The 20,333-nt window shown below is 36.4% G+C and carries 17 protein-coding genes; 5 read left to right on the plus strand and 12 right to left on the minus strand.

Annotated elements, in window-relative coordinates; translation table 11 throughout:
* Positions 1-1,124: 1,124 nt before the first annotated feature.
* The 3 genes from mdh to citZ all read right to left on the minus strand — a co-directional run bounded on the left by mdh (position 1,125) and on the right by citZ (position 4,607).
* Entirely contained in the window at positions 1,125-2,063 is a 939-nt protein-coding gene (gene mdh / locus GHC26_RS12495; RefSeq protein WP_163971611.1) for a malate dehydrogenase, read from the minus strand.
* A gap of 56 nt (positions 2,064-2,119) precedes the next feature.
* On the minus strand, positions 2,120-3,391 hold the full coding sequence (gene icd, locus GHC26_RS12500; protein WP_163971612.1) for an NADP-dependent isocitrate dehydrogenase: 1,272 nt from the start codon (positions 3,389-3,391) through the stop codon (positions 2,120-2,122).
* A gap of 100 nt (positions 3,392-3,491) precedes the next feature.
* Positions 3,492-4,607, minus strand: a complete 1,116-nt coding sequence (citZ, locus tag GHC26_RS12505) for a citrate synthase (RefSeq protein WP_163971613.1) — start codon at positions 4,605-4,607, stop codon at positions 3,492-3,494.
* 313 nt (positions 4,608-4,920) lie between these two features.
* Here citZ and ytvI point away from each other — a divergent pair, with 313 nt between their 5' ends.
* Positions 4,921-6,027, plus strand: coding sequence for a sporulation integral membrane protein YtvI (gene ytvI, locus GHC26_RS12510; RefSeq protein WP_163971614.1), 1,107 nt, complete (start codon positions 4,921-4,923; stop codon positions 6,025-6,027).
* Here ytvI and GHC26_RS12515 read toward each other — a convergent pair whose 3' ends face one another.
* From GHC26_RS12515 to dnaE, 8 genes are all read right to left on the minus strand, one after another.
* Positions 6,028-6,417 (minus strand): FxsA family protein, encoded by a 390-nt coding sequence (locus GHC26_RS12515; RefSeq protein ID WP_163971615.1) that lies wholly within the window; start codon positions 6,415-6,417, stop codon positions 6,028-6,030.
* A gap of 311 nt (positions 6,418-6,728) precedes the next feature.
* Entirely contained in the window at positions 6,729-8,489 is a 1,761-nt protein-coding gene (gene pyk, locus GHC26_RS12520; RefSeq protein ID WP_163971616.1) for a pyruvate kinase, read from the minus strand.
* 18 nt (positions 8,490-8,507) lie between these two features.
* Complete coding sequence (pfkA, locus tag GHC26_RS12525) at positions 8,508-9,467, minus strand: 6-phosphofructokinase (protein ID WP_163971617.1); 960 nt, start codon at positions 9,465-9,467, stop codon at positions 8,508-8,510.
* Between the two features lie 303 nt (positions 9,468-9,770).
* On the minus strand, positions 9,771-10,727 hold the full coding sequence (gene accA, locus GHC26_RS12530; RefSeq protein ID WP_163971618.1) for an acetyl-CoA carboxylase carboxyl transferase subunit alpha: 957 nt from the start codon (positions 10,725-10,727) through the stop codon (positions 9,771-9,773).
* Complete coding sequence (gene accD, locus GHC26_RS12535; protein WP_163971619.1) at positions 10,724-11,584, minus strand: acetyl-CoA carboxylase, carboxyltransferase subunit beta; 861 nt, start codon at positions 11,582-11,584, stop codon at positions 10,724-10,726. The genes accA and accD overlap by 4 nt, the downstream gene beginning before the upstream one ends.
* 337 nt (positions 11,585-11,921) lie before the next feature.
* Positions 11,922-12,554 (minus strand): FadR/GntR family transcriptional regulator, encoded by a 633-nt coding sequence (locus tag GHC26_RS12540; RefSeq protein ID WP_163971620.1) that lies wholly within the window; start codon positions 12,552-12,554, stop codon positions 11,922-11,924.
* A gap of 20 nt (positions 12,555-12,574) precedes the next feature.
* Positions 12,575-13,783 (minus strand): NAD(P)-dependent malic enzyme, encoded by a 1,209-nt coding sequence (locus tag GHC26_RS12545; RefSeq protein ID WP_205599222.1) that lies wholly within the window; start codon positions 13,781-13,783, stop codon positions 12,575-12,577.
* 235 nt (positions 13,784-14,018) lie between these two features.
* Positions 14,019-17,363 (minus strand): DNA polymerase III subunit alpha, encoded by a 3,345-nt coding sequence (gene dnaE / locus GHC26_RS12550; protein ID WP_163971622.1) that lies wholly within the window; start codon positions 17,361-17,363, stop codon positions 14,019-14,021.
* 162 nt (positions 17,364-17,525) lie between these two features.
* Here dnaE and GHC26_RS12555 point away from each other — a divergent pair, with 162 nt between their 5' ends.
* The 3 genes from GHC26_RS12555 (at position 17,526) to GHC26_RS12565 (ending at position 18,685) form a co-directional block, all read left to right on the plus strand.
* Positions 17,526-17,861, plus strand: coding sequence for a YtrH family sporulation protein (locus GHC26_RS12555; RefSeq protein ID WP_163971623.1), 336 nt, complete (start codon positions 17,526-17,528; stop codon positions 17,859-17,861).
* Positions 17,861-18,364 carry a sporulation membrane protein YtrI gene (ytrI, locus tag GHC26_RS12560; protein ID WP_163971624.1) on the plus strand — a complete coding sequence of 168 codons (504 nt, stop codon included), beginning with the start codon at positions 17,861-17,863 and terminating at the stop codon, positions 18,362-18,364. Before GHC26_RS12555 ends, ytrI begins: the two co-directional genes overlap by 1 nt.
* Before the next feature lie 120 nt (positions 18,365-18,484).
* A complete protein-coding gene (locus GHC26_RS12565; protein WP_163971625.1) occupies positions 18,485-18,685 on the plus strand; it encodes a hypothetical protein in 201 nt (66 codons plus the stop codon).
* 55 nt (positions 18,686-18,740) lie between these two features.
* On the opposite strand, the gene GHC26_RS12570 is transcribed toward GHC26_RS12565, so the two are convergent.
* Positions 18,741-19,691, minus strand: a complete 951-nt coding sequence (locus GHC26_RS12570; protein WP_163971626.1) for a DHH family phosphoesterase — start codon at positions 19,689-19,691, stop codon at positions 18,741-18,743.
* 123 nt (positions 19,692-19,814) lie between these two features.
* Here GHC26_RS12570 and GHC26_RS12575 point away from each other — a divergent pair, with 123 nt between their 5' ends.
* Positions 19,815-20,114: a YtpI family protein gene (locus GHC26_RS12575; protein ID WP_163971627.1), complete on the plus strand. Its 300-nt coding sequence runs from the start codon at positions 19,815-19,817 to the stop codon at positions 20,112-20,114.
* Positions 20,115-20,333: the final 219 nt, after the last annotated feature.

Consider the following 20,333-nt stretch of genomic DNA (forward strand, 5'->3'; position numbering starts at 1 on the left):
TTACGAAATTCTTAGCTTTCATTCGTACTTGACATACTGGTTGTTTTGTTCAGTTTTCAAGGAGCAAAATTTAAAGCGCTGCCTTAGCGACAACTTATTAATTATATCATATCAACTAAATCTAGTCAATATGTTTTTTGTGATCTTGTGTCACCTTTTTTAGAGCGACTAAATTAATATACCATTTACCAACATTATAGTCAATAGTTTATTTTATTACGCCGCCTTTGTTAGCGACAAGAAATAAATTATATCATTCATTAATGATATTGTCAATAGGTTCTTCATGTTACTTTATGGCTCATTTTGAGCGACAAGTTATATATTACAATCATAGGTATTAAAAGTCAACATAATATGACCTGGAAAATTTTGGTTTTTATAAAGACTGTTTTAAATGATCTTTTCTTTCGAGTATGAACCTTAATGAATAGTTGATATATACTGTCTGCGATGGAAAAATACCGCTCCTGAAATAAATTCTGCTTTCGCCACCTTAAGAACAAGTACGAAGCCTGTTTAAACTCTCGTTGTTCGTTTTCGCAGGTCTTCTTTGCTGCAGACTCCCCACAAGCCTTCTTCTCATCCCCACGCCCGCTGGTCTCTCAGACTCATTGACGAACAGGGCAAGGAAAGCTACGACGGCGAAATATCATACGAAACAGAAGTGTTCTTCTTTTGCGAGATCGTGGGGGGTTCTTAGCCGACAAAGTGGGAGTCTTCGTTTATTTCCTTCACTGGCATTGCTATCGAGAACCTTCATCCCATTTTTGAAGTGATTGTACCCCTTCGTGTGGTCTTAAGTCAATCTTCATTCTGAGCAAAAAGAGCCACGTCGAGGCTCGACTTAAGCTTGACAGATAAGAAAAACTTTCTTTCTGCATAAGTGCAACTAAGGCTTTCGTCACTTGGCGACAAACCAAGTTTTCTAATCAGGGGTGACCAAGGTGCTTCAGCAATTTTCTATCGTGGAATCTAAAAACGTCCATCCACTAAAAAGAGACTGACCGAAGCGGAATCAGGTGCATCTGTTACGTTGCAGTATAGATATATTACAACATACGATACGAAAAGAGACTCCATTCTAAATAGAGAAGAAGTCTCTTTATAGAAGGAAGTCTCTTTTAATCTAAAATGTTCAATACATTCTTAACCGAATTCGCTGACTTATCTAATGCAGCTTTTTCATCATCTGTTAGATCTAGTTCAATAATTTCTTCAATACCATTACCACCAAGAATAGTTGGTACACCGAGATATATATCGTTATATCCATATTCTCCTTTTAGGTAAGCAATAGCAGGAAGAACACGACGTTGGTCTTTAAGTATTGCTTCAGCCATAACCGTTATAGAGGCAGCCGGTGCGTAATAGGCACTACCATTACCTAAAAGATTAACAATCTCTCCACCACCTCTACGAGTGCGAGCTACGATTTCGTCTAAACGATCTTTGGAGATTAGTTTTTCTAAGGGTATGCCACCAGCATAAGAATACCGAATTAGCGGTACCATATCATCCCCATGTCCACCAAGAACAAATCCAGTAATATCTTTAACCGAAAGATTTAACTCCTGTGCGACAAATGCACGGAACCGCGCTGTATCAAGTACCCCAGATTGACCCAGTACCCGTTCTTTTGGGAAGCCAGATTCTTTATACACTGTATACGTCATTGCATCTACTGGGTTTGTTAATACAACAATTGTTGTTTCAGGTGAATTTTTCACAACTTCTTTTGTTACTGATTTCATAATTTTAGCATTGGTATTTACTAAATCATCTCGACTCATTCCTGGTTTACGTGCAATACCTGCAGTTATGATCACGAGATCTGAGTCTCTAGTTTCTTCATAGTTAGCGGTACCAACAATATTAGCATCAAAACCTTGCACTGGGCTTGCCTCCAGCATATCTAATGCTTTCCCTTTTGTTGGATCTTCCATATCTGGAATATCCACTAAAACTACATCACCTAGTTCTTTTTGTGCAATCATTAGTGCAGTAGTTGCTCCTGTAAAGCCAGAACCAATTACAGATATTTTGTTCCGTTTAATGGCCATGTGGATCCTCCTCATGTCTCATGTCTTTAGAAGTAAACTACCCAGTACCAACGACCTTAATCCATATTTTTAATTAACTCATCACCGAATTCTGATGTTTTCACTTCTGTAGCACCATCCATTAGTCGAGCAAAATCATATGTTACTACTTTAGAAGCGATTGTTTTATCCATAGACTTCGTAATTAAATCAGCTGCCTCTCTCCATCCTAAATGCTCAAGCATCAATACAGCAGAAAGAATAACAGAAGATGGATTTACTTTATCCATACCAGCATATTTTGGTGCAGTACCATGTGTTGCTTCAAAGATCGCATGTCCTGTTTGGAAATTAATATTTGCACCAGGCGCAATACCAATTCCACCTACTTGAGCTGCTAATGCATCTGAAATGTAATCACCATTAAGGTTCATCGTTGCAACAACATCAAATTCTTTTGGACGTGTTAAAATTTGTTGTAGGAAAATATCTGCAATGGAATCTTTTACAAGAATCTTCCCTGCAGCTAATGCTTCATCCTGTGCTTTATTTGCTGCATCTTTTCCTTCTTTTTCAACTATGCGATCATATTCTGCCCAAGTGAATACTTTATCACCAAACTCTTGTTCAGCAACTTCATATCCCCAATTTTTAAACGCACCTTCTGTAAACTTCATGATGTTTCCTTTATGTACTAATGTAACACTTTTACGCCCTTCATTTAAGGCATATTCAATACTAGAACGTACAATGCGTTTAGTACCTTCTTCTGAAACTGGCTTCACACCAATTCCTGATGTTTCTGGGAAGCGAATATTATTAACACCCATTTCATCTTGTAAGAACGAAATTACTTTTTTCACTTCATCTGATCCATTTTGCCATTCAATACCTGCATAAATATCTTCTGTGTTTTCACGGAAAATAACCATATCTACATCTTCTGGTCGTTTAACAGGTGATGGTACACCAGTGAAATAACGAACTGGACGTAGGCATGTAAATAGATCTAATTCTTGACGAAGTGCAACATTTAAAGAACGGATACCTCCACCAATCGGTGTAGTCAAAGGTCCTTTAATAGCAATTTTATATTCATCAATTTTCTCAAGTGTTTCATTTGGCAGCCATTCGCCAGTTTTATCAAACGCTTTTTGACCAGCATATACTTCTAACCACTCTATTTGCTTCGTTCCGTTATATGCCTTTTCTACTGCAGCTTCTATTACTCTACGTGCAGCTGCCCAAATATCTGGTCCTGTTCCATCCCCTTCGATAAAAGGAACAATTGGTTGATCTGGTACATTCATTTTTCCATTTTCTACGATAATTTTTTCACCCTGTGTCATATATATTACCTCCTAATTCTTGATCGTTCACGGTTATTTTACCATAAATCACTTCAAACGACATTAAACATGACTGTAGCCGGTATCACCGGCTACACATTTAACGATTTTCAATTGCTACATATTCTTGGGTAGTTGGGCCAACATATTCTGCTCGAGGACGAATTAAGCGATTGTTAGCATATTGTTCTAAGATATGAGCTAACCATCCAGATACACGACTAACTGCAAAAATTGGTGTGAATAAATCATGGTCGATTCCTAAACTATGGTATACCGATGCGGAATAGAAATCTACATTAGCAGGTAGTCCCTTTTCTTTCTTAATAAATTCTTCAATTTCAACAGACATGTTATACCATTTGGGTTGGCCTGTTAGTTTTGTTAATTGCTCTGACATACGTCTTAAGTGCTTAGCACGAGGATCTCCATTTTTGTATACACGGTGCCCCATTCCCATAATTTTTTCTTTATTAGCGATTTTTTCTTTGATATATGGGATTGCATTCTCTTCTTCGCCAATCTCCGTAAGCATTTTCATTACTCGTTCATTCGCGCCGCCATGTAGTGGTCCTTTTAATGCCCCAATCGCTGCTGTTACCCCTGAATAAATATCGGATAAAGTTGCCACACATACACGTGCAGTAAATGTAGAAGCATTTAGCTCATGATCTGCATGTAAAACCAATGCTTTATTCATTGCTTCAATTTCAACAGGTTCCGCTTCTTTCCCATTTAACATATATAAAAAGTTAGCTGCAAATCCTAAATCTTTTTTCGGTTTCACAGGATCTTGACCTTGGCGGATACGTGCAAAAGACGTTACAATCGTAGAAATTTTCGCCTGTAGACGAATCGCTTTTTGTCGATTAGCATCTTCTTCCATAACATCTGCTTCTTCATCATACAAACCTAAGATTGATACCGCCGAACGCAGTGCAGCCATAGGATGAACCGTTTTCAAATCATAAGACTTCAAATGATCGATAACCGCTTCTGGAACCTCCATATTCTTAGCCAAGGCTTCTTTAAATGAATCCAGCTCAGATTGATTTGGAAGCTTTTGATTCCATAATAAGTAAACAACTTCTTCAAAGCTTGCATTTTCTGCTAAATCATCAATCTTATAACCAACATATGTAAGTTGATCATCAATAATGGAACTAACTGATGATTGCGTTGCGATAATACCTTCAAGACCCTTTGTTGCTGTCATCAACAATCCTCTCCTTTTCATAATTTATTTATTCTTATAGGAGTCTCCAAATATGGACTACATTTGACAATTTTCTAAAAATCTACATTGCCATCCCCAAGGCTATTATAAAGTAAAAACCTTGTAATGTGAAACGAAAATTACTTATTATACTGATATTTTTGCATAATTATTATACTTTAGCAATCAAATTAGCTGTTTCATTCTAATATATGCTTGTTTACGTAATCTTTCATATAGATGTATCTTGCCACATAGTATTATATGAAAACATCGTACAAGCTCTTATTTTATGAAAATGAGGTGAATCCCGTTGCCAAAACGTTCGCTTATGATCCTAGCACGATTATCACTAATCGTCATAACCATCATTTTATTTTATTATACCATTCAATATACATTTAACTATATATATCCATTTCTAATAGCATGCCTCTTTACCATTATGATAAACCCCAGTGTACATTTACTTGAGTCAAAGCTAAAGCTACCACGATCCATTGCTACTATTAGTGTCATGGGTGTTGTTGGGGTTACTTCCTTCAGTTTCTTTGCATTTATTATAATGGAACTTATACAAGGGACAACTTATTTAGCAGAAATGATCCCAAAGCATATCCATACCTTTACAAATTCAATTGAGCATCTTATTCAAACTGTTATATTACCAGTATATCACAATATTATCTCTATATTTCACACATTGAGTCCTTCCCAGCAACTAACGATACAAGAAAACCTACAAGAACTTTTGTCACAGAGTGCAGCAATGGGGGGAGAGTTCCTTCAAAATCTACTCATGGGTTTACCTAGTATGATATCTATTGTACCCAATTCATTTGCTGTTATCATCTTTATACTTTTAGCTACTTTTTTCATGACAAATGACTGGGAAAATATTAAACATATGATAAGTCGCTTTATACCAGAGGTTTTTTTCAAGGAAATTCACCCTATTTTTACAAAGTTAAAGCAATCGCTTATTGGCTATATGAAGGCACAACTATTCCTAGTAACACTCTCAACCATTACAATCATTATTGGTCTACTTATTTTGCAAGTTGATCATGCTATTACGATTGCACTGTTAGCAGGTATTGCAGATATCTTACCTTTTATCGGAACTGGAATTATTTTTATTCCATGGATTATTTACTTATTTATAACGGCAAATCATTCCCTATCTATTGGAATAACCATTTTATATATGTTTGTTGTCATCCAACGACAAATACTGGAGCCAAAAGTTGTTTCAAACCACATTGGTCTGAACCCATTAATTGCACTTATCGGGTTATTTGTGGGTTATCAATTATGGGGGATTGGTGGTCTCATTCTAACCCCTATTTTACTTGTCATGATTAGTGCTGTTTATCAAACAGGTATCCTAAATACGCTATGGCAATTTATTAAAGGATAGCTACCATTTCCGATAGATTATCGTACCATTTTTAATCCTATTTTCGAAAAATTTCTTTAGCCATTTCTTAAAGGGGTTTCTCGTAACTGGTAATACAAGGATAAATCCAACAATATCTGTTAAAAAACCAGGTGTAAACAAAAAGACTCCGCCAACAAAAATACAGATTCCATCTATAATTTCCTCTCGTGGGATTTGACCATAGTTTAATGATTCCATTGCTCGATTCCATGTGTGAACACCTTGCTGTTTTGCAAATGTGACACCAACAACACCAGTTAATAGAATAAGTCCAACAACCCACCAAGGACCAATGATGCCACCAGCCCAAATAAAGACCCCTATTTCTAATGCAGGTATAACCAATAATGCAAGTAATAAAAACCTCATTAGCCATGCTCCTTTCCTTCTATTAAAGGTTGTTTTCTAAAAGATTGTTGTTTTTTCAAGTGTAAGTCTTAATACAAAGTTGATAGATTATGCCTCGTAAATGTTAGCATAGCTTCCTCATTGAATAAGAAAAAGTGACTGTCCGATGCGGAAATCAATGGCACCATTTATTGCACATAATATAGAATAAGCGACGTTAAAAAACAACAAATAATATGAAAATCGCTTTATTAAAAACTTTATCCATGATACAAAAGCGTGTCAGAAAAACAGGCATTGTTTTCTGACACGCTTTTTCCCTCGATTAATCGTTAAAGTACACTTGCATGTCCTTTATAAATATCCCCTTTAGCACCATCAATCGTGATATCTTCTCCATCTTCAATTACATCCATTACCTTTTTGACACCAACGATAACAGGAATCCCCAAACTTAATCCAACAACTGCTGCATGGGATGTTAGGCCACCTTCTTCTGTAACTATTCCTCCTGCCCTTTCAATAGCAGGCATCATTTCACGGTCTGTTCCATAGGTGATCAGGATATCATTTTCACGGACTTTTTCTTTTGCTTGTTCTGCATTTTTTGCAATAACCGCCTTTCCAAATGCACTACGGCGCCCAATACCTTGTCCTTTTGCAGCTACATCTCCAATAACATGAATTTTCATCAAATTAGTTGTACCACTTTCACCTACTGGTACACCAGCTGTTATAATAACTCTACTACCTCGTTTTAGAACATTAGCATTTAAACCTTGATCAATTGCGATATCCATCATTTCATCTGTAGAATTTGCCTTTTCTCCCATTATAGCATGAACACCCCAAACGAGTGATAACTGACGATTTACTACTTCTGAAAAAGTGACAGCTACAATATTTACTTTTGGACGATACTTGGAAATCATTCGGGCCGTATGCCCACTTTCTGTTGGCGTTAATATTGCATCAACTGCTAAGTCTATTGCTGTTCGTGTAACAGATTGACTAATAGCATCCGTAATCGAAATATCTACCATTTTGGCACGATTATTTAGAATCGTTTGATGATCTAGACCAGTTTCTGCTTTCACAGCAATATTACTCATCGTTTGCACTGATTCTACTGGGTAATTCCCTGCTGCTGTTTCACCTGACAACATAACAGCATCTGTTCCATCAAAAATAGCATTCGCTACATCTGATGCTTCTGCTCGGGTTGGGCGTGGATTACGCTGCATAGAGTCAAGCATTTGCGTCGCTGTTATGACTGGTTTTCCAGCCGTATTACATTTTTGAATTAATAATTTCTGTACTAATGGAACATCCTCAGCAGGAATTTCTACTCCTAAATCCCCTCGAGCAACCATTAAACCATCACTTACTTCAAGGATATCATCAATATTGTCAACGCCTTCTTGATTTTCGATTTTCGGGATAATTTGAATATGTGTTGCATTGTTTTTTTCCAATAATTCTCTTATCTCGAACACATCAGAAGGGCGACGCACAAACGAAGCAGCAATAAAATCGATGTCTTGTTCAATTCCAAACTTTATATCTGCTGCATCTTTATCCGTTATTCCTGGTAGGTTTACTTTTACGTTAGGGACATTAACCCCTTTTTTATTTTTAATAATACCAGAATTAAGTGCCTTGGTTGTTATTTCATTATTTGCTTTATCAACATCAATCACTTCTAACTCTATTAATCCGTCGTCTAATAAAATCTTCGAGCCTTCATGAACATCATGAATCAATCCACCATACGTAATCGAAAAACGTTCAGCAGTACCCTCTACTTCATCCATTGATATCGCAACATGATTACCCTGTATAATTTCTGCTTCTCCATTTCGAAAGTTATGGGTACGAATCTCGGGACCCTTCGTATCTAATAAGATCGCAATGGTGTTTCCTGTGTTTGCGGCAGCCTTTCTTATATTCTTTATCCGATTCTCATGTTCCGCAAAATCCCCATGAGAAAAATTTAGTCTTGCCACATTCATACCTGCATTTATTAATCTTTCCAGTATTTCTACTGATTCGGAAGCAGGTCCAATCGTACATACGACTTTAGTATTACGCACTTTTTCATCCTCCTTTAACTAGATCGATAATTCTTTGGAAAGTTTATACATATCTAAATTAATAATATGTTTTTTATTTAAAATATCCCCGATGTCGTGATCTACTAATTGATTCTGCTGGATTCCTACCATTCGATCTGCTTGCCCTTCTAACAAAAGATCCACCGCTTTTGCACCTAAGCGACTAGCCAACACACGGTCTGTTGCACTTGGAGATCCTCCTCGCTGAATATGTCCTAATACAGTGACTCGTGGTTCAATATTCATGGCTTCACGGATTTTTTCTCCATATGTAACGGCACTACCTACTCCTTCAGCTAAAATAATAATACTATGTTTTTTTCCACGATCATGACCACGCTTCAACCGGTTCAAAACATCTTGAAAATCGTCTTTCTGCTCAGGGATCAATATACTTTCTGCACCATCAGCAAGACCTGCATATAGAGCAAGGTCACCTGCATCTCGCCCCATTACCTCAATAATAAAGGTACGTTCATGTGAAGTAGCTGTATCACGGATTTTATCAATTGCATTGATGATCGTATTTAAAGCTGTATCAAAGCCGATCGTAAAATCAGTTCCAGGGATGTCGTTATCAATGGTGCCAGGAACTCCTATACAAGGGTAGCCTTTTTCCGTCAACTTTTGTGCACCTCGAAAGCTCCCATCTCCACCAATGACAATGAGTCCTTCAACTCCGTGGTTTTTTAGTTGTTTAATTCCTTTTTCTTGTCCAGCATCTGTTTTAAATTCCTCACACCTAGCTGAATGAAGGATTGTGCCACCTCGCTGAATAATGTCACCAACAGATCCGATCTCCAATTTCTCGATATTTCCATCAATTAAGCCTTGATAGCCATTTTTGATACCGTAAATTTCCATATCATGATAAATCGCTTTTCTAACGACTGCACGAATTGCTGCATTCATTCCTGGAGCATCGCCACCACTTGTTAAAACAGCTATTTTCTTCATCTTATCACCTCAAGTAAAACATGTTTAGTTGTGTGTGTAAATATAAAGATAATTGGTCAAAACAAAAATATCAATTAATAACATTTGACAGAAAATTGCTATGACGTAATACTATAGCATGACTATTTATCACGTCTTAACTGGCAGGCTGACTAAAAACGTACGGTCAATCGCAACGCCAGCACTAGTACCGAATGAGTTAAGCTTTATATCAGTTTTCATTATCTACAACCCATTACGTTTTATCCACGTTAAATAAAATAAGTATGAGGTTGAATTACCTCAACCCCATACTTTTCTATATTATAACTCTTTATAATCCCCAATTTTCTTATATTTTTCCCATCGCTTTTCAAGTAATACATCTTTTGAATCATGAGTTAATTCCTTAATGGAGTCATCTAATGTTTTTTCGATATTCTTAGCCTGCTGTTCAACATCTCGATGGGCACCACCTTTTGGTTCAGGAATAATGGAATCAATAACACCTAATTCATATAAGTCATATGACGTAATTTTCATTGTTTCAGCTGCTTTTTGGGCAAGGGCAGAATCTTTCCATAGCAGTGCTGCCGCTCCTTCTGGAGATATAACAGAGTACGTACTATTTTCTAGCATGTGGATGTGGTCTCCAACCCCAAGAGCTAGAGCACCGCCACTTCCACCTTCACCAATGACAATACAAATAATCGGAACCTTAAGGCCAGCCATTTCCATCAAATTCCGTGCAATCGCTTCACTTTGTCCACGTTCTTCCGCAGCTTTTCCTGGATAGGCTCCTTTCGTATCAATAAAACAGATTATAGGTCGATTAAATTTTTCAGCTTGTTTCATATGGCGTAGTGCTTTACGATACCCTTCAGGGTGAGGCATCCCAAAGTTTCGACGAATATTCTCCTTTGTATCCTTCCCGCGTTGGTGGCCAATAACGGTTACGGGTTGTTCCTTATAAAAAGCAATACCTGAAACAATCGCTTCATCGTCTCCGTATACTCGATCACCATGAAATTCTATAAAGTTAGTGAATAATTGCTCAATATATTCTAATGTCGTTGGACGTTCTTGATGTCGAGCCATTTGAACACGATCCCAAGGCTTTAAATTGCCATAGATATCATCTTCTAGAACTTGTAATCGTTTTTCTAAGGTTGCAATCTCCTCTGTTAAATCGATATCACTATCGTTTGTAAACTTTTTTAACTCTGCAATCTTCTCTCGAAGGTCTACAACTGGCTTCTCGAATTCAAGTACTTGTTTCATGACACCTCACCATCCTTCTGGTGTAACTCTAATATGGATGAAAGTAATTGTTTCATATCATGTCGATGTACAACTTTATCAAGTTGTCCGTGTTTTAATAAAAATTCTGCTGTCTGAAAATCTTCAGGTAATTTTTCGCGTATGGTTTGTTCGATAATACGCCGTCCTGCAAAACCGATTAACGCTTTTGGCTCTGCAAAATTATAATCACCCAATGATGCAAAACTAGCAGATACCCCGCCAGTAGTAGGATGGGTCATGATGGAGATCATTAATCCTCCAGAATCACTAAAACGTTGAATCGCCACTGACGTTTTTGTCATTTGCATCAAACTTAAGACGCCTTCTTGCATTCTAGCACCACCAGAAGCAGTAAAAATGATAAATGGTAACTCTTCATCTTTAGCACGTTCAATTGCTCTAGCAATTTTCTCGCCAATAACAGAACCCATACTTCCCATGCGAAAACTTGCATCCATTACACTAAGCGCGGTTGCTTGTCCATTGATATATCCTTTTCCAGTCACAACCCCTTCATTTAAGCCTGTTTTTTCTCGGTCCTTTGCTATTTTTTCTTCATAGCCTGGAAAATCTAGAGGGTTATTGGTTGTTAACTGACGATCCCATTCTTGAAATGTATCTTCATCAAACAAACTGTCAATTCGTTCCCATGCTGTTAATGGATGATGATGACCACAATTTGGGCAGACATTATTATTCTTCATCATTTCCTTACGATAATAGATTTTATAACACGCTTTACATTTTTGCATTAATCCTTCTGGAACATCTTGTTTGGCTTGTTCATTCGGAATGGATGCATATTTTCTCTTTTTGGCAAAAAAATCCTTTAACAAGGTAATTCCTCCTTTTTTCTGCAAGGCTCTTTTAAAGCTTCTATACTACTGCACCTTTCCCATCAACTATCATTAAGATTTATACTTGAAAAGGCAAGATCTTTTAGAAAAGAGCCTTCAACAAACACTAAACAAAAGCTAGAAGCACCCTTATAGACTAAGAACGTCACGTCAATCACTTGAGCTGGACATAACTGTTCTTATAACTAAATGAGTGATTACCTAAAAATTGTTTAAGCAAACCGCTTGTTCTTCTTTAGACTATTATTTTTTAGTAGAAAAAGGTGTCGTAATCTGTCGCAACAGTAAGTTAAATTACTAGATTTAAAAAAATGAATCATTCCGTTTCCTTATATGATGTATTCATAAATAAACGTTCAATTTGTCCATACCTGTTCTCATAAAGTAAAGTCTGCAATGCTTGATAAAAGTAATCATCATAATATAGATTGTTTACCGTACTAGAGAAATCCTCCATCAAATACCATATTTTTGCTAGTAATAAATTATCCGTATGATTTAGTATGTAGCGGAAGTATGCAACATGCCTTTCTTTTGGGTTATGCTTATTTTCTTCTAAAATGGATTGCAATTCCTTAAAATTGGTTGGTGTTAATTGTTGATAGGCTAGTTTTGTAATTTCTTTTTCAATAATTTGTTTGGCCAATACTAAATCCCTTTTTGTACTATTTTCTTGTAAAATAAACGAAGCTAATATTTCAACTGTTTGGTATGGTTGGTAATTACTTAAAAATGTTCCTTCTCCATGCCTTGTTTCAATTAAGCCTAATAATTCCATTGCACGTAATGCTTCCCGAATAGATGATCGACCTGCCTGTAGCTTTCCAGATAATTCTCGCTCTGAAGGTATTTTATCTCCTGGCTTCAAGTTATGTCGATCAATTAATTCCCGAATCTCTTGTAAAATACCTTGATATACTTTTTGTTTTGGTGACATGGACACAGCCATGTTTCACTCCCATCTCCACATTAGTCAGACTCAATTTGGGTAAGTTGTCGTGTCTTTTCTGCGATTTGATCTGGGTCTATTTGAATTCTTGCTACACCAGATTCCATGGCTGCTTTGGCTACACTAGATGCCACAATGGGAGCTACACGTGAATCAAATGGTCCCGGGATAACATAGTCCTCATTCAATTCATCTTCTTTAATAAGCGAGGCTATTGCTTCTGCAGCTGCAACCTTCATTTTTTCATTGATCCTTGTAGCGCGAACATCTAGTGCACCACGAAAAATACCTGGAAATGCAAGAACATTATTAACTTGATTTGGAAAATCAGATCTACCAGTACCGATCACACTTGCTCCTGCTTGTTTTGCCTCATCTGGCATGATTTCTGGGTCTGGATTTGCCATTGCAAAAATAATGGCATCCTTGTTCATTTTTTGTACCATATCCTTAGTAAGAAGACCACCAACAGAGACTCCAATAAATACATCAGCACCTTCTAAGACTTCCTCCATGGTTCCTTCCTGCTTATCCTTATTAGTCATTTGTGCAACTTGTTCTTTCACTTCATTCATGCCGTAGGTTCTACCCTCAAAGATAGCACCTTTTGAATCACACATAATCATGTCACGAACACCGAAATGGTATAGTAATTTAATAATTGCGATTCCTGCAGCACCTGCTCCATTTGCAACAACCTTTATATCCGAGAACGATTTTCCTACTAGCTTTAGTGCGTTGATTAGACCTGCAACGGTAACAATCGCTGTACCATGTTGGTCATCATGAAAAATCGGAATATTGATTTCCTTTTTTAAACGTTCTTCAATAATAAAGCAATTCGGAGCTGCAATATCTTCCAAATTAACACCACCAAATGTTGGTTCCATTAACTTAACAGTTTGAACAATTTCATCCACTTGATGAGTATCTAAACAAATGGGAAATGAATCTACACCAGCAAAACTTTTAAATAACACAGATTTTCCTTCCATAACTGGTAATGCAGCTTCTGGACCTATATTACCTAATCCTAAAACGGCAGAGCCATCACTAACAACGGCAACCATATTTCCTTTCATCGTATAGTCATAAACCGTTTCTTTTCGGTCAAAAATTTCCTTACATGGTTCTGCTACACCAGGAGAATAGGCTAAACTTAAATCGTGCGCATTACGGACTGATACTTTTGATTCTGTTGTTAATTTTCCTTTGTGTACTTTATGCATTTGTAGTGCTTCATCTCTTAAATTTGCCACTTTCTATTACGCTCCTTTAGCCAGTAGAAATTAAACCTTTATCCATATCGGTGGTCAGACCACTTTGCTATTACATTATAACAGAAGGGAATAGTGTGTAAAGTGTTGACTCAAAATTATTGCTTATTTGCAGATAGGAAAACTTTCCCCCTGCATAAGTGCAACTAAGGCTTTTGCATAAAGGCTTGGGAAAAAGCCAAGTTTTCTAATCTAATACAACATTTTCTTTTCCAAAATAGGCATACATACGTTGTAACGCCTTATAAGAAGGATTGATAAAATAGTCTGCTGACAATTGATACGTTTGCTTATTAAGCGGATGATAAATAATAATAGGTACATCCCCTGGATAAGCATTTGCTAATGAATATAACCATTTTATTGCTTCATCACTATCTTGGTTAGTTACCTTTACAAATAACCGTTTATTTTGTTTGTTCTTAAATGATATATCCGTAAATCCTTCAATGAATGAAAGTAGACATTGGATCTTATTCTTTCGGTATTCCAATCTTCCCTCAAAGACAATCATCATTTCTTCTGTTAACCATCCACTCACATCCCGGTAAAGATCAGGGAACACAACTGCTTCCATCTCTGTCATTTCATCACTAATCGTTAAAAATGCCATGGAATCGCCACGTTTTGTTCTTATTTTTTTGATCGATTGGACAATTGCTGCACTCTTAACCCCTTTTTTGTCCACTAATTGGACCGCTTGTTTCAATGTCACATACCCATTTGCTCGTAGTTGGGAACGATAGCTTGCTAATGGATGACTTGAAACATAAACACCCAAGAGTTCCTTTTCATCTGCTAGTTTTTTTAATGTACTAAAATCCTCTATTTCAACATAATCATCTTGTTCCATCATATTATCAAAGAAACTAGGCTGATCTTGTAAGTCACGAAACAAATCTGCTCGTTCTATTGCTTGATCAATCGAGGCCAACAAACTAGCACGATTAGAATATGTTTCATCAAAGGCTCCAGCCATGATAAGCAATTCTAGCGTTTGCCGATTTAAAACCTTTGGATCGATTCGTAGACAAAAATCAAATATACTTTTAAATGGACCAGACTTTCGAACTTGAATAATTTCCTTCATCACTTGATTGCCAATCCCTTTTATTGCTAATAGACCCATACGGATAGCCTGTTTGTCAACACTATATTTACCATAACTTTTGTTGATGGATGGTGGTCTTAATGTGATTCCTCGTTCCTTTATTTCTTGAATATATTGTTGCACTTTATCTTGTTGGTTCATCACAGAACTTAACAATTCAGCATAGAAACTGAGCGGATAATGTGCTTTTAAAAAAGCAAGCTGATAGGCAATCTTACTATAGGCAACTGCATGACTCCGATTGAACCCATAATTAGAAAACTTGACAATCCAGGAAAAAATTTGTTCTGAAATTTGTTGCGAATATCCATTGTCTAGGCAGCCTTGTATAAACAAGTACTTTTGTTTGGCCATGACATCTTGTTGTTTTTTACTAACGGCACGTCGTAATATATCTGCCTGTCCTAAGGAGAAACCTGCAATTTGATGAGCAATTTGCATGATTTGCTCTTGGTAAATCAGGACACCATAGGTTTTTTCTAATATTGTTTCTAAATCTGGATGTGGATAAGTTATTGGTTGTCGTTTATGCTTTCGGTCGATATATACTGGAATATATTCCATTGGACCTGGGCGATATAAAGCATTTACCGCTACTATATCTTCAAACGATGATGGCTTTAACCGTTTTAAAACTTGTTTCATCCCTTTAGACTCAAGCTGAAATATCCCATTTGTCTCCCCATTTTGCAATAGCTGATAAGTCTGTTGGTCATTTTCTGGAATTGCTGTCATGTTAACTTTTTCATGGGATACATAGGAAATGGTCGATATGATCCGTTCGATTAAGGTTAAATTCCGAAGTCCTAAAAAGTCCATCTTCAGTAAACCAATCGCTTCAAGGTCATTCATTGGAAATTGGGTTACATAAAGGTCATTCGTTCCAGCGATTAATGGAACATGATTAACGAGTTCTGACTCACTAATGACGATACCAGCAGCATGTGTGGATACATGTCTCGGTAATCCTTCTAATTTAACAGCTACAGAAAAAAGCGCCTTTAATGAATTGGATTTTTTGATATAGGTTTGTAAATCATCTGATTGTTTCACATAATCTACAATCGATTGATTAGCCTGTACTGGTATTTTATTTAATAAATAATTAGCATCCTCCTGACTAATTCCCATTGTCTTAATTAATTCACGTAATAAAGACCGAGCTGCAAACGTCCCAAATGTAATGATTTGTGCGACATGGTCTGAACCATATTTATCACGAACATATTTAATAACTTCATCCCGACGATGATCCGAAAAGTCTATATCAATATCAGGCATGGTGACACGTTCAGGATTTAAAAATCGTTCAAATAATAATTCATACTTAATCGGATCTACATCTGTTATCCCTAATACATAAGCGACCAACGACCCTGCAGCTGACCCCCTGCCAGGTCCAACCATAATCTGCTGATTTCTAGCATATGATATAAAATCCCAAACAATGAGGAAGTAATCACTAAATTGCATCGATTGAATAGTATGTAGTTCGTAGGTTAATCTCTCTTTTATCGATTCTGTAATAGTATTGTATTTTTGTTTTACATTATCCCAGCATAATTGCTCTAAATACGTATGTGCATCCATTTCATTCGGTACTGGGTATGCTGGTAGCATGCGCTTATCAAAATCAAAGGTTACTTGACATTTTTGAGAAATAGCGTTTGTTTCGTCTAATACGTTAGGCCAAAATGTGGAAAATAGGGCTTCCATTTCACTTTCCGATCGTAGGTGACGTTGCTTTAAGTACTGATTTGCCTGATTTATCATCCATTTTTTCCCTTTTTTCATAGCTTGTAAACAATCATATGCAAGATCATCATTGGCTTGTAAATAGCGAACATCATTAATCGCAACAACTGGCACTCTGTAGCTTTCATGAAATGCTTTAATAGATGGATGTAATTTTCGTTCTTCATCTAAACCATGATCTTGTATACCTAGATACAAATCATCTTTGTCAAACATGTTCTGCCATGATTGAAGGTATGCTGCTACTTCCTCATAGGGGTTGTGACGGAGCAATGTATGTAATGGTTTGTCCATTGCTGGTAATATTCCAATAACATCTTCTATATGAGGTGCAAGGTTTTCTTTCTCCATATAAGGAGTTACTTGCTCTTGGATTAACGTGCTTAATTTCATTAAGTGTTGGTACCCATTGTTATTTTTCGCTAGCAAGATGCAAGATTGAAGTTCTTCCCCTTCGACCACTTGGATGGTCATTCCGATAATTGGTTTGATTCCATGCTTTAGACATGATTGATAAAAGGAAATCGCTCCATATAATACATTTTCATCGGTTAGAGCTACTGCAGACATTTTTTGTGCTTTCACTTGTTTCACTAATTTATCTATCGTGATCGTACTATTCATTAAGCTGTAACCACTTCTAACTTGCAAATGGGTAAACGACATGTAATCACACCTTTATTCGTCTTGGTATTTATTATAAATCATTCATATAACCGATGTATATCGCAATGAATCTTAAGTAGTTTGTCAAAATCATAGTCTAACATATCTTGTCCTACCTCTTCATAGAATAGAAGGGAGAATGCCCGAAGAGGAGCGACCTACATGGAAGAACGTTTTATTGTTTCATTCATACATTGTTTTTTTATTGCATTTGGTGTCATTGTTGGAGGTTCCTTAATTGGGAGTATTGGATCCTTCTTAACAGGGGATGCACCAATGACAGCCATTAATCGCATTGCAAAAGGGCTACGTATATGGGCAGTTGTAGCAGCAATTGGTGGCACATTTGATGCTATTGAAAATATTGATAAAGGGATTTTTGGAGATGGGCAGCCAATCGAAGTATTTAAACAAGTATTACTAATATTATCAGCGATGGGCGGCGTCAAAGCCGGACTAATATTATTAGGTTGGTTTATACAGGAGGAAGTTACCTAATGCATATCCCACCATACCACAGACTACCCACATGGCAACGGTTTTTAGCTGGGATCATAATGGGTGGAGTGATTGCCTACTGTCTGTTTATTTATTTCCATGGAACGATGTATGACGAATTATTAGAAGAAAATCTTAATTTACAATCAGAGATATCTGATTTAAAACAACAAAATGAAGCCTTATTAGAAGATAATGAAGAACATGATGAGGAATCCGAAAAGGAGATTGTCGTAAATGCCATCGAAATTACAATTACAAATGAAGATGACTTAGATTTAGATCGATTAATTGTGCATCAATTGAAAGAGTTAGTAAAACAAGAATTAGACCCAATTATGGGATTAAAAATTCAAGCAATATCTGAAAGCTCTGAACTACTAATTGCAAGCATTGAAGACAAAGGATTTACAGTTGATGATTTCACCTATTATTTTGAGGTGAAGCAATTAATTATTGATGAAACAATTAAACTATCCGTTGAAACAAGGGTTTCTAATTGATGAACATTTTATGAAACTTTGCTCGTTCGTATGGTAATTATCCCCTTTTTCCTATACAATAAAGATAGAACATAAGATATTTAAAACTTTTCATCAATTAAATGAAAGGAGTGGTTTTACATGCTATATATGAACCGCAGACGCATTCGTGATGAAAAAATCAACCAGCTTAAAAAAGGACGCACTGCATACGCTGAATCTAACGAATTAATTCGCCTCATTAAACGTAGTATAGATAAAGATGAAAATTTACATGTCCTCTTTGATTACTCTGACAATGGGTGTTGGATTACACCAATTGAAGAGAAGAAAAGTAGTTAATTAATAGGAAGTGCTGATTTCACATATTATATGTGAAACCAGCATATTTTTGTATTTATTTCTTTACATATCCGTTACAAACTTTATCTAAATCCCTTACAACCTGTTTCGCTTCCTCCCATGTGTTAACAGATGCTCCAGCCGCTAATGGATGACCTCCCCCATTGTAATGAGCTGCAATTTCATTGATAACTGGACCCTTGGAACGTAAACGTACTCGAATTATATCCTTTTCCTCAATGAAAAACACCCATGCCGTAATTCCTTCAATATCACCTAATACCCCAACTAGTTGACCTGAATCAATCGGGTCTACCCCAAATTTTTCTAATGTTTCCTTTGTTAAATGGATAGAGCACATCCCAGAGGAGGACAGTTCAAAGTTTTGTAAAATATATCCGCGTAACCGTGCAATATTTGCCTTTACACTATAAATTTCGTTATGTAATGTTGGACGATCAAAATTATATGTCACTAAATCAGCTGCATATTCAAATGTTTTTCTAGATGTACTTGGAAATAGAAAACGTCCAGTATCACCGATAATTCCTGCATACAAAGCCCGAGCAGCTTCATCGTTCATTTGAAATCCAGCTTCCTTAGCATGTAAGTATAATTCATAAATGATCTCACTCGTAGAGCTTGCAGATGTGTCGACTAACATACTATCTCCATATGTATCCACATTCGGATGATGGTCAATTTTAATTAATTGCTTTCCTAACGTGTATCGCCCATCACTAATGCGCTCTTGGTTAGCTGTATCACAAACAATTACAAGCGCATCTTCATAATAAGTATCAGGAATGTCATCCATTTTTGCTAAAAACTGTAAGGATGGATCTTCTTCCCCAACGAGATATACTTGCTTTTCTGGATAGGTTTCTTTAATAATTTGACCTAAACCTGCCTGTGATCCTAATGCATCTGGATCTGGTCGTACATGGCGATGAATAATAATCCTATCATAGTCTTGAATAGCTTGGATGATTTTTTCTGTCGTCATTTTAGATACCCCTTTTACAATTAAAGTGTGTGTGAACAATTCCTTTACATTTTTCTAGCGTAATACAGGAAAACAAGCTACAATAGAAGAGTAACAAATCACTTACTTACAGGAGTAGATCACATGGTTATATTTCCTATTATTATAGCAATTTCACTTGTATTGTATATATACTATAAAGTTGCTATTTTAAAAACAAAAGATGGGTTAACACAAGCATATTTTAATGCAAAGTCTCGTATATGTTTAGGTAGTTTTGTCTTCTTTTTTGCTATTAATCAATACATTTTGTATCAAACCCAAATTTCTCTTTTCATCGGTATTATCCTTTTGATATTAGGAGCTATGCAATTAAGCTTAGGTTTCAAGGAGACAAAACATTATCGGAACGAATGGAAACGACTCAATCCACAGGAAAGCTGATTACCAGATAATCAGCTTTTTTATACATTAGGAAAGTATAAAATTTTAGCTAAGAAGTGGACTCGACATTGCTAAAATTTTAATGTCCCAAGTATAAGAAAAAACTAACACATTTGCTAAAGGACGAGCAAATGCGAGTTTATCTAATATTTAGGCTCTTTTCGCATTCTTTGTTGTTTTTAACGTCGTATCTTATATATAATGCGTCTTAAAATTGCG

The organism is Oceanobacillus halotolerans (genome assembly GCF_010993955.1).
Taxonomy (GTDB): Bacteria; Bacillota; Bacilli; order Bacillales; family Amphibacillaceae; genus Oceanibacillus_A; species Oceanibacillus_A halotolerans.

Bases quoted from the DNA above. Each gene is read 5' to 3' on its own strand.
- mdh (WP_163971611.1), bottom strand. From the start codon at position 2,063: ATGGCCATTAAACGGAACAAAATATCTGTAATTGGTTCTGGCTTTACA.
- icd (WP_163971612.1), bottom strand. From the start codon at position 3,391: ATGACACAGGGTGAAAAAATTATCGTAGAAAATGGAAAAATGAATGTA.
- citZ (WP_163971613.1), bottom strand. From the start codon at position 4,607: ATGACAGCAACAAAGGGTCTTGAAGGTATTATCGCAACGCAATCATCA.
- GHC26_RS12515 (WP_163971615.1), bottom strand. From the start codon at position 6,417: ATGAGGTTTTTATTACTTGCATTATTGGTTATACCTGCATTAGAAATA.
- pfkA (WP_163971617.1), bottom strand. From the start codon at position 9,467: ATGAAGAAAATAGCTGTTTTAACAAGTGGTGGCGATGCTCCAGGAATG.
- accA (WP_163971618.1), bottom strand. From the start codon at position 10,727: ATGAAACAAGTACTTGAATTCGAGAAGCCAGTTGTAGACCTTCGAGAG.
- GHC26_RS12540 (WP_163971620.1), bottom strand. From the start codon at position 12,554: ATGGCTGTGTCCATGTCACCAAAACAAAAAGTATATCAAGGTATTTTA.
- GHC26_RS12545 (WP_205599222.1), bottom strand. From the start codon at position 13,783: ATGCATAAAGTACACAAAGGAAAATTAACAACAGAATCAAAAGTATCA.
- dnaE (WP_163971622.1), bottom strand. From the start codon at position 17,363: ATGTCGTTTACCCATTTGCAAGTTAGAAGTGGTTACAGCTTAATGAAT.
- GHC26_RS12555 (WP_163971623.1), top strand. From the start codon at position 17,526: ATGGAAGAACGTTTTATTGTTTCATTCATACATTGTTTTTTTATTGCA.
- ytrI (WP_163971624.1), top strand. From the start codon at position 17,861: ATGCATATCCCACCATACCACAGACTACCCACATGGCAACGGTTTTTA.
- GHC26_RS12565 (WP_163971625.1), top strand. From the start codon at position 18,485: ATGCTATATATGAACCGCAGACGCATTCGTGATGAAAAAATCAACCAG.
- GHC26_RS12570 (WP_163971626.1), bottom strand. From the start codon at position 19,691: ATGACGACAGAAAAAATCATCCAAGCTATTCAAGACTATGATAGGATT.
- GHC26_RS12575 (WP_163971627.1), top strand. From the start codon at position 19,815: ATGGTTATATTTCCTATTATTATAGCAATTTCACTTGTATTGTATATA.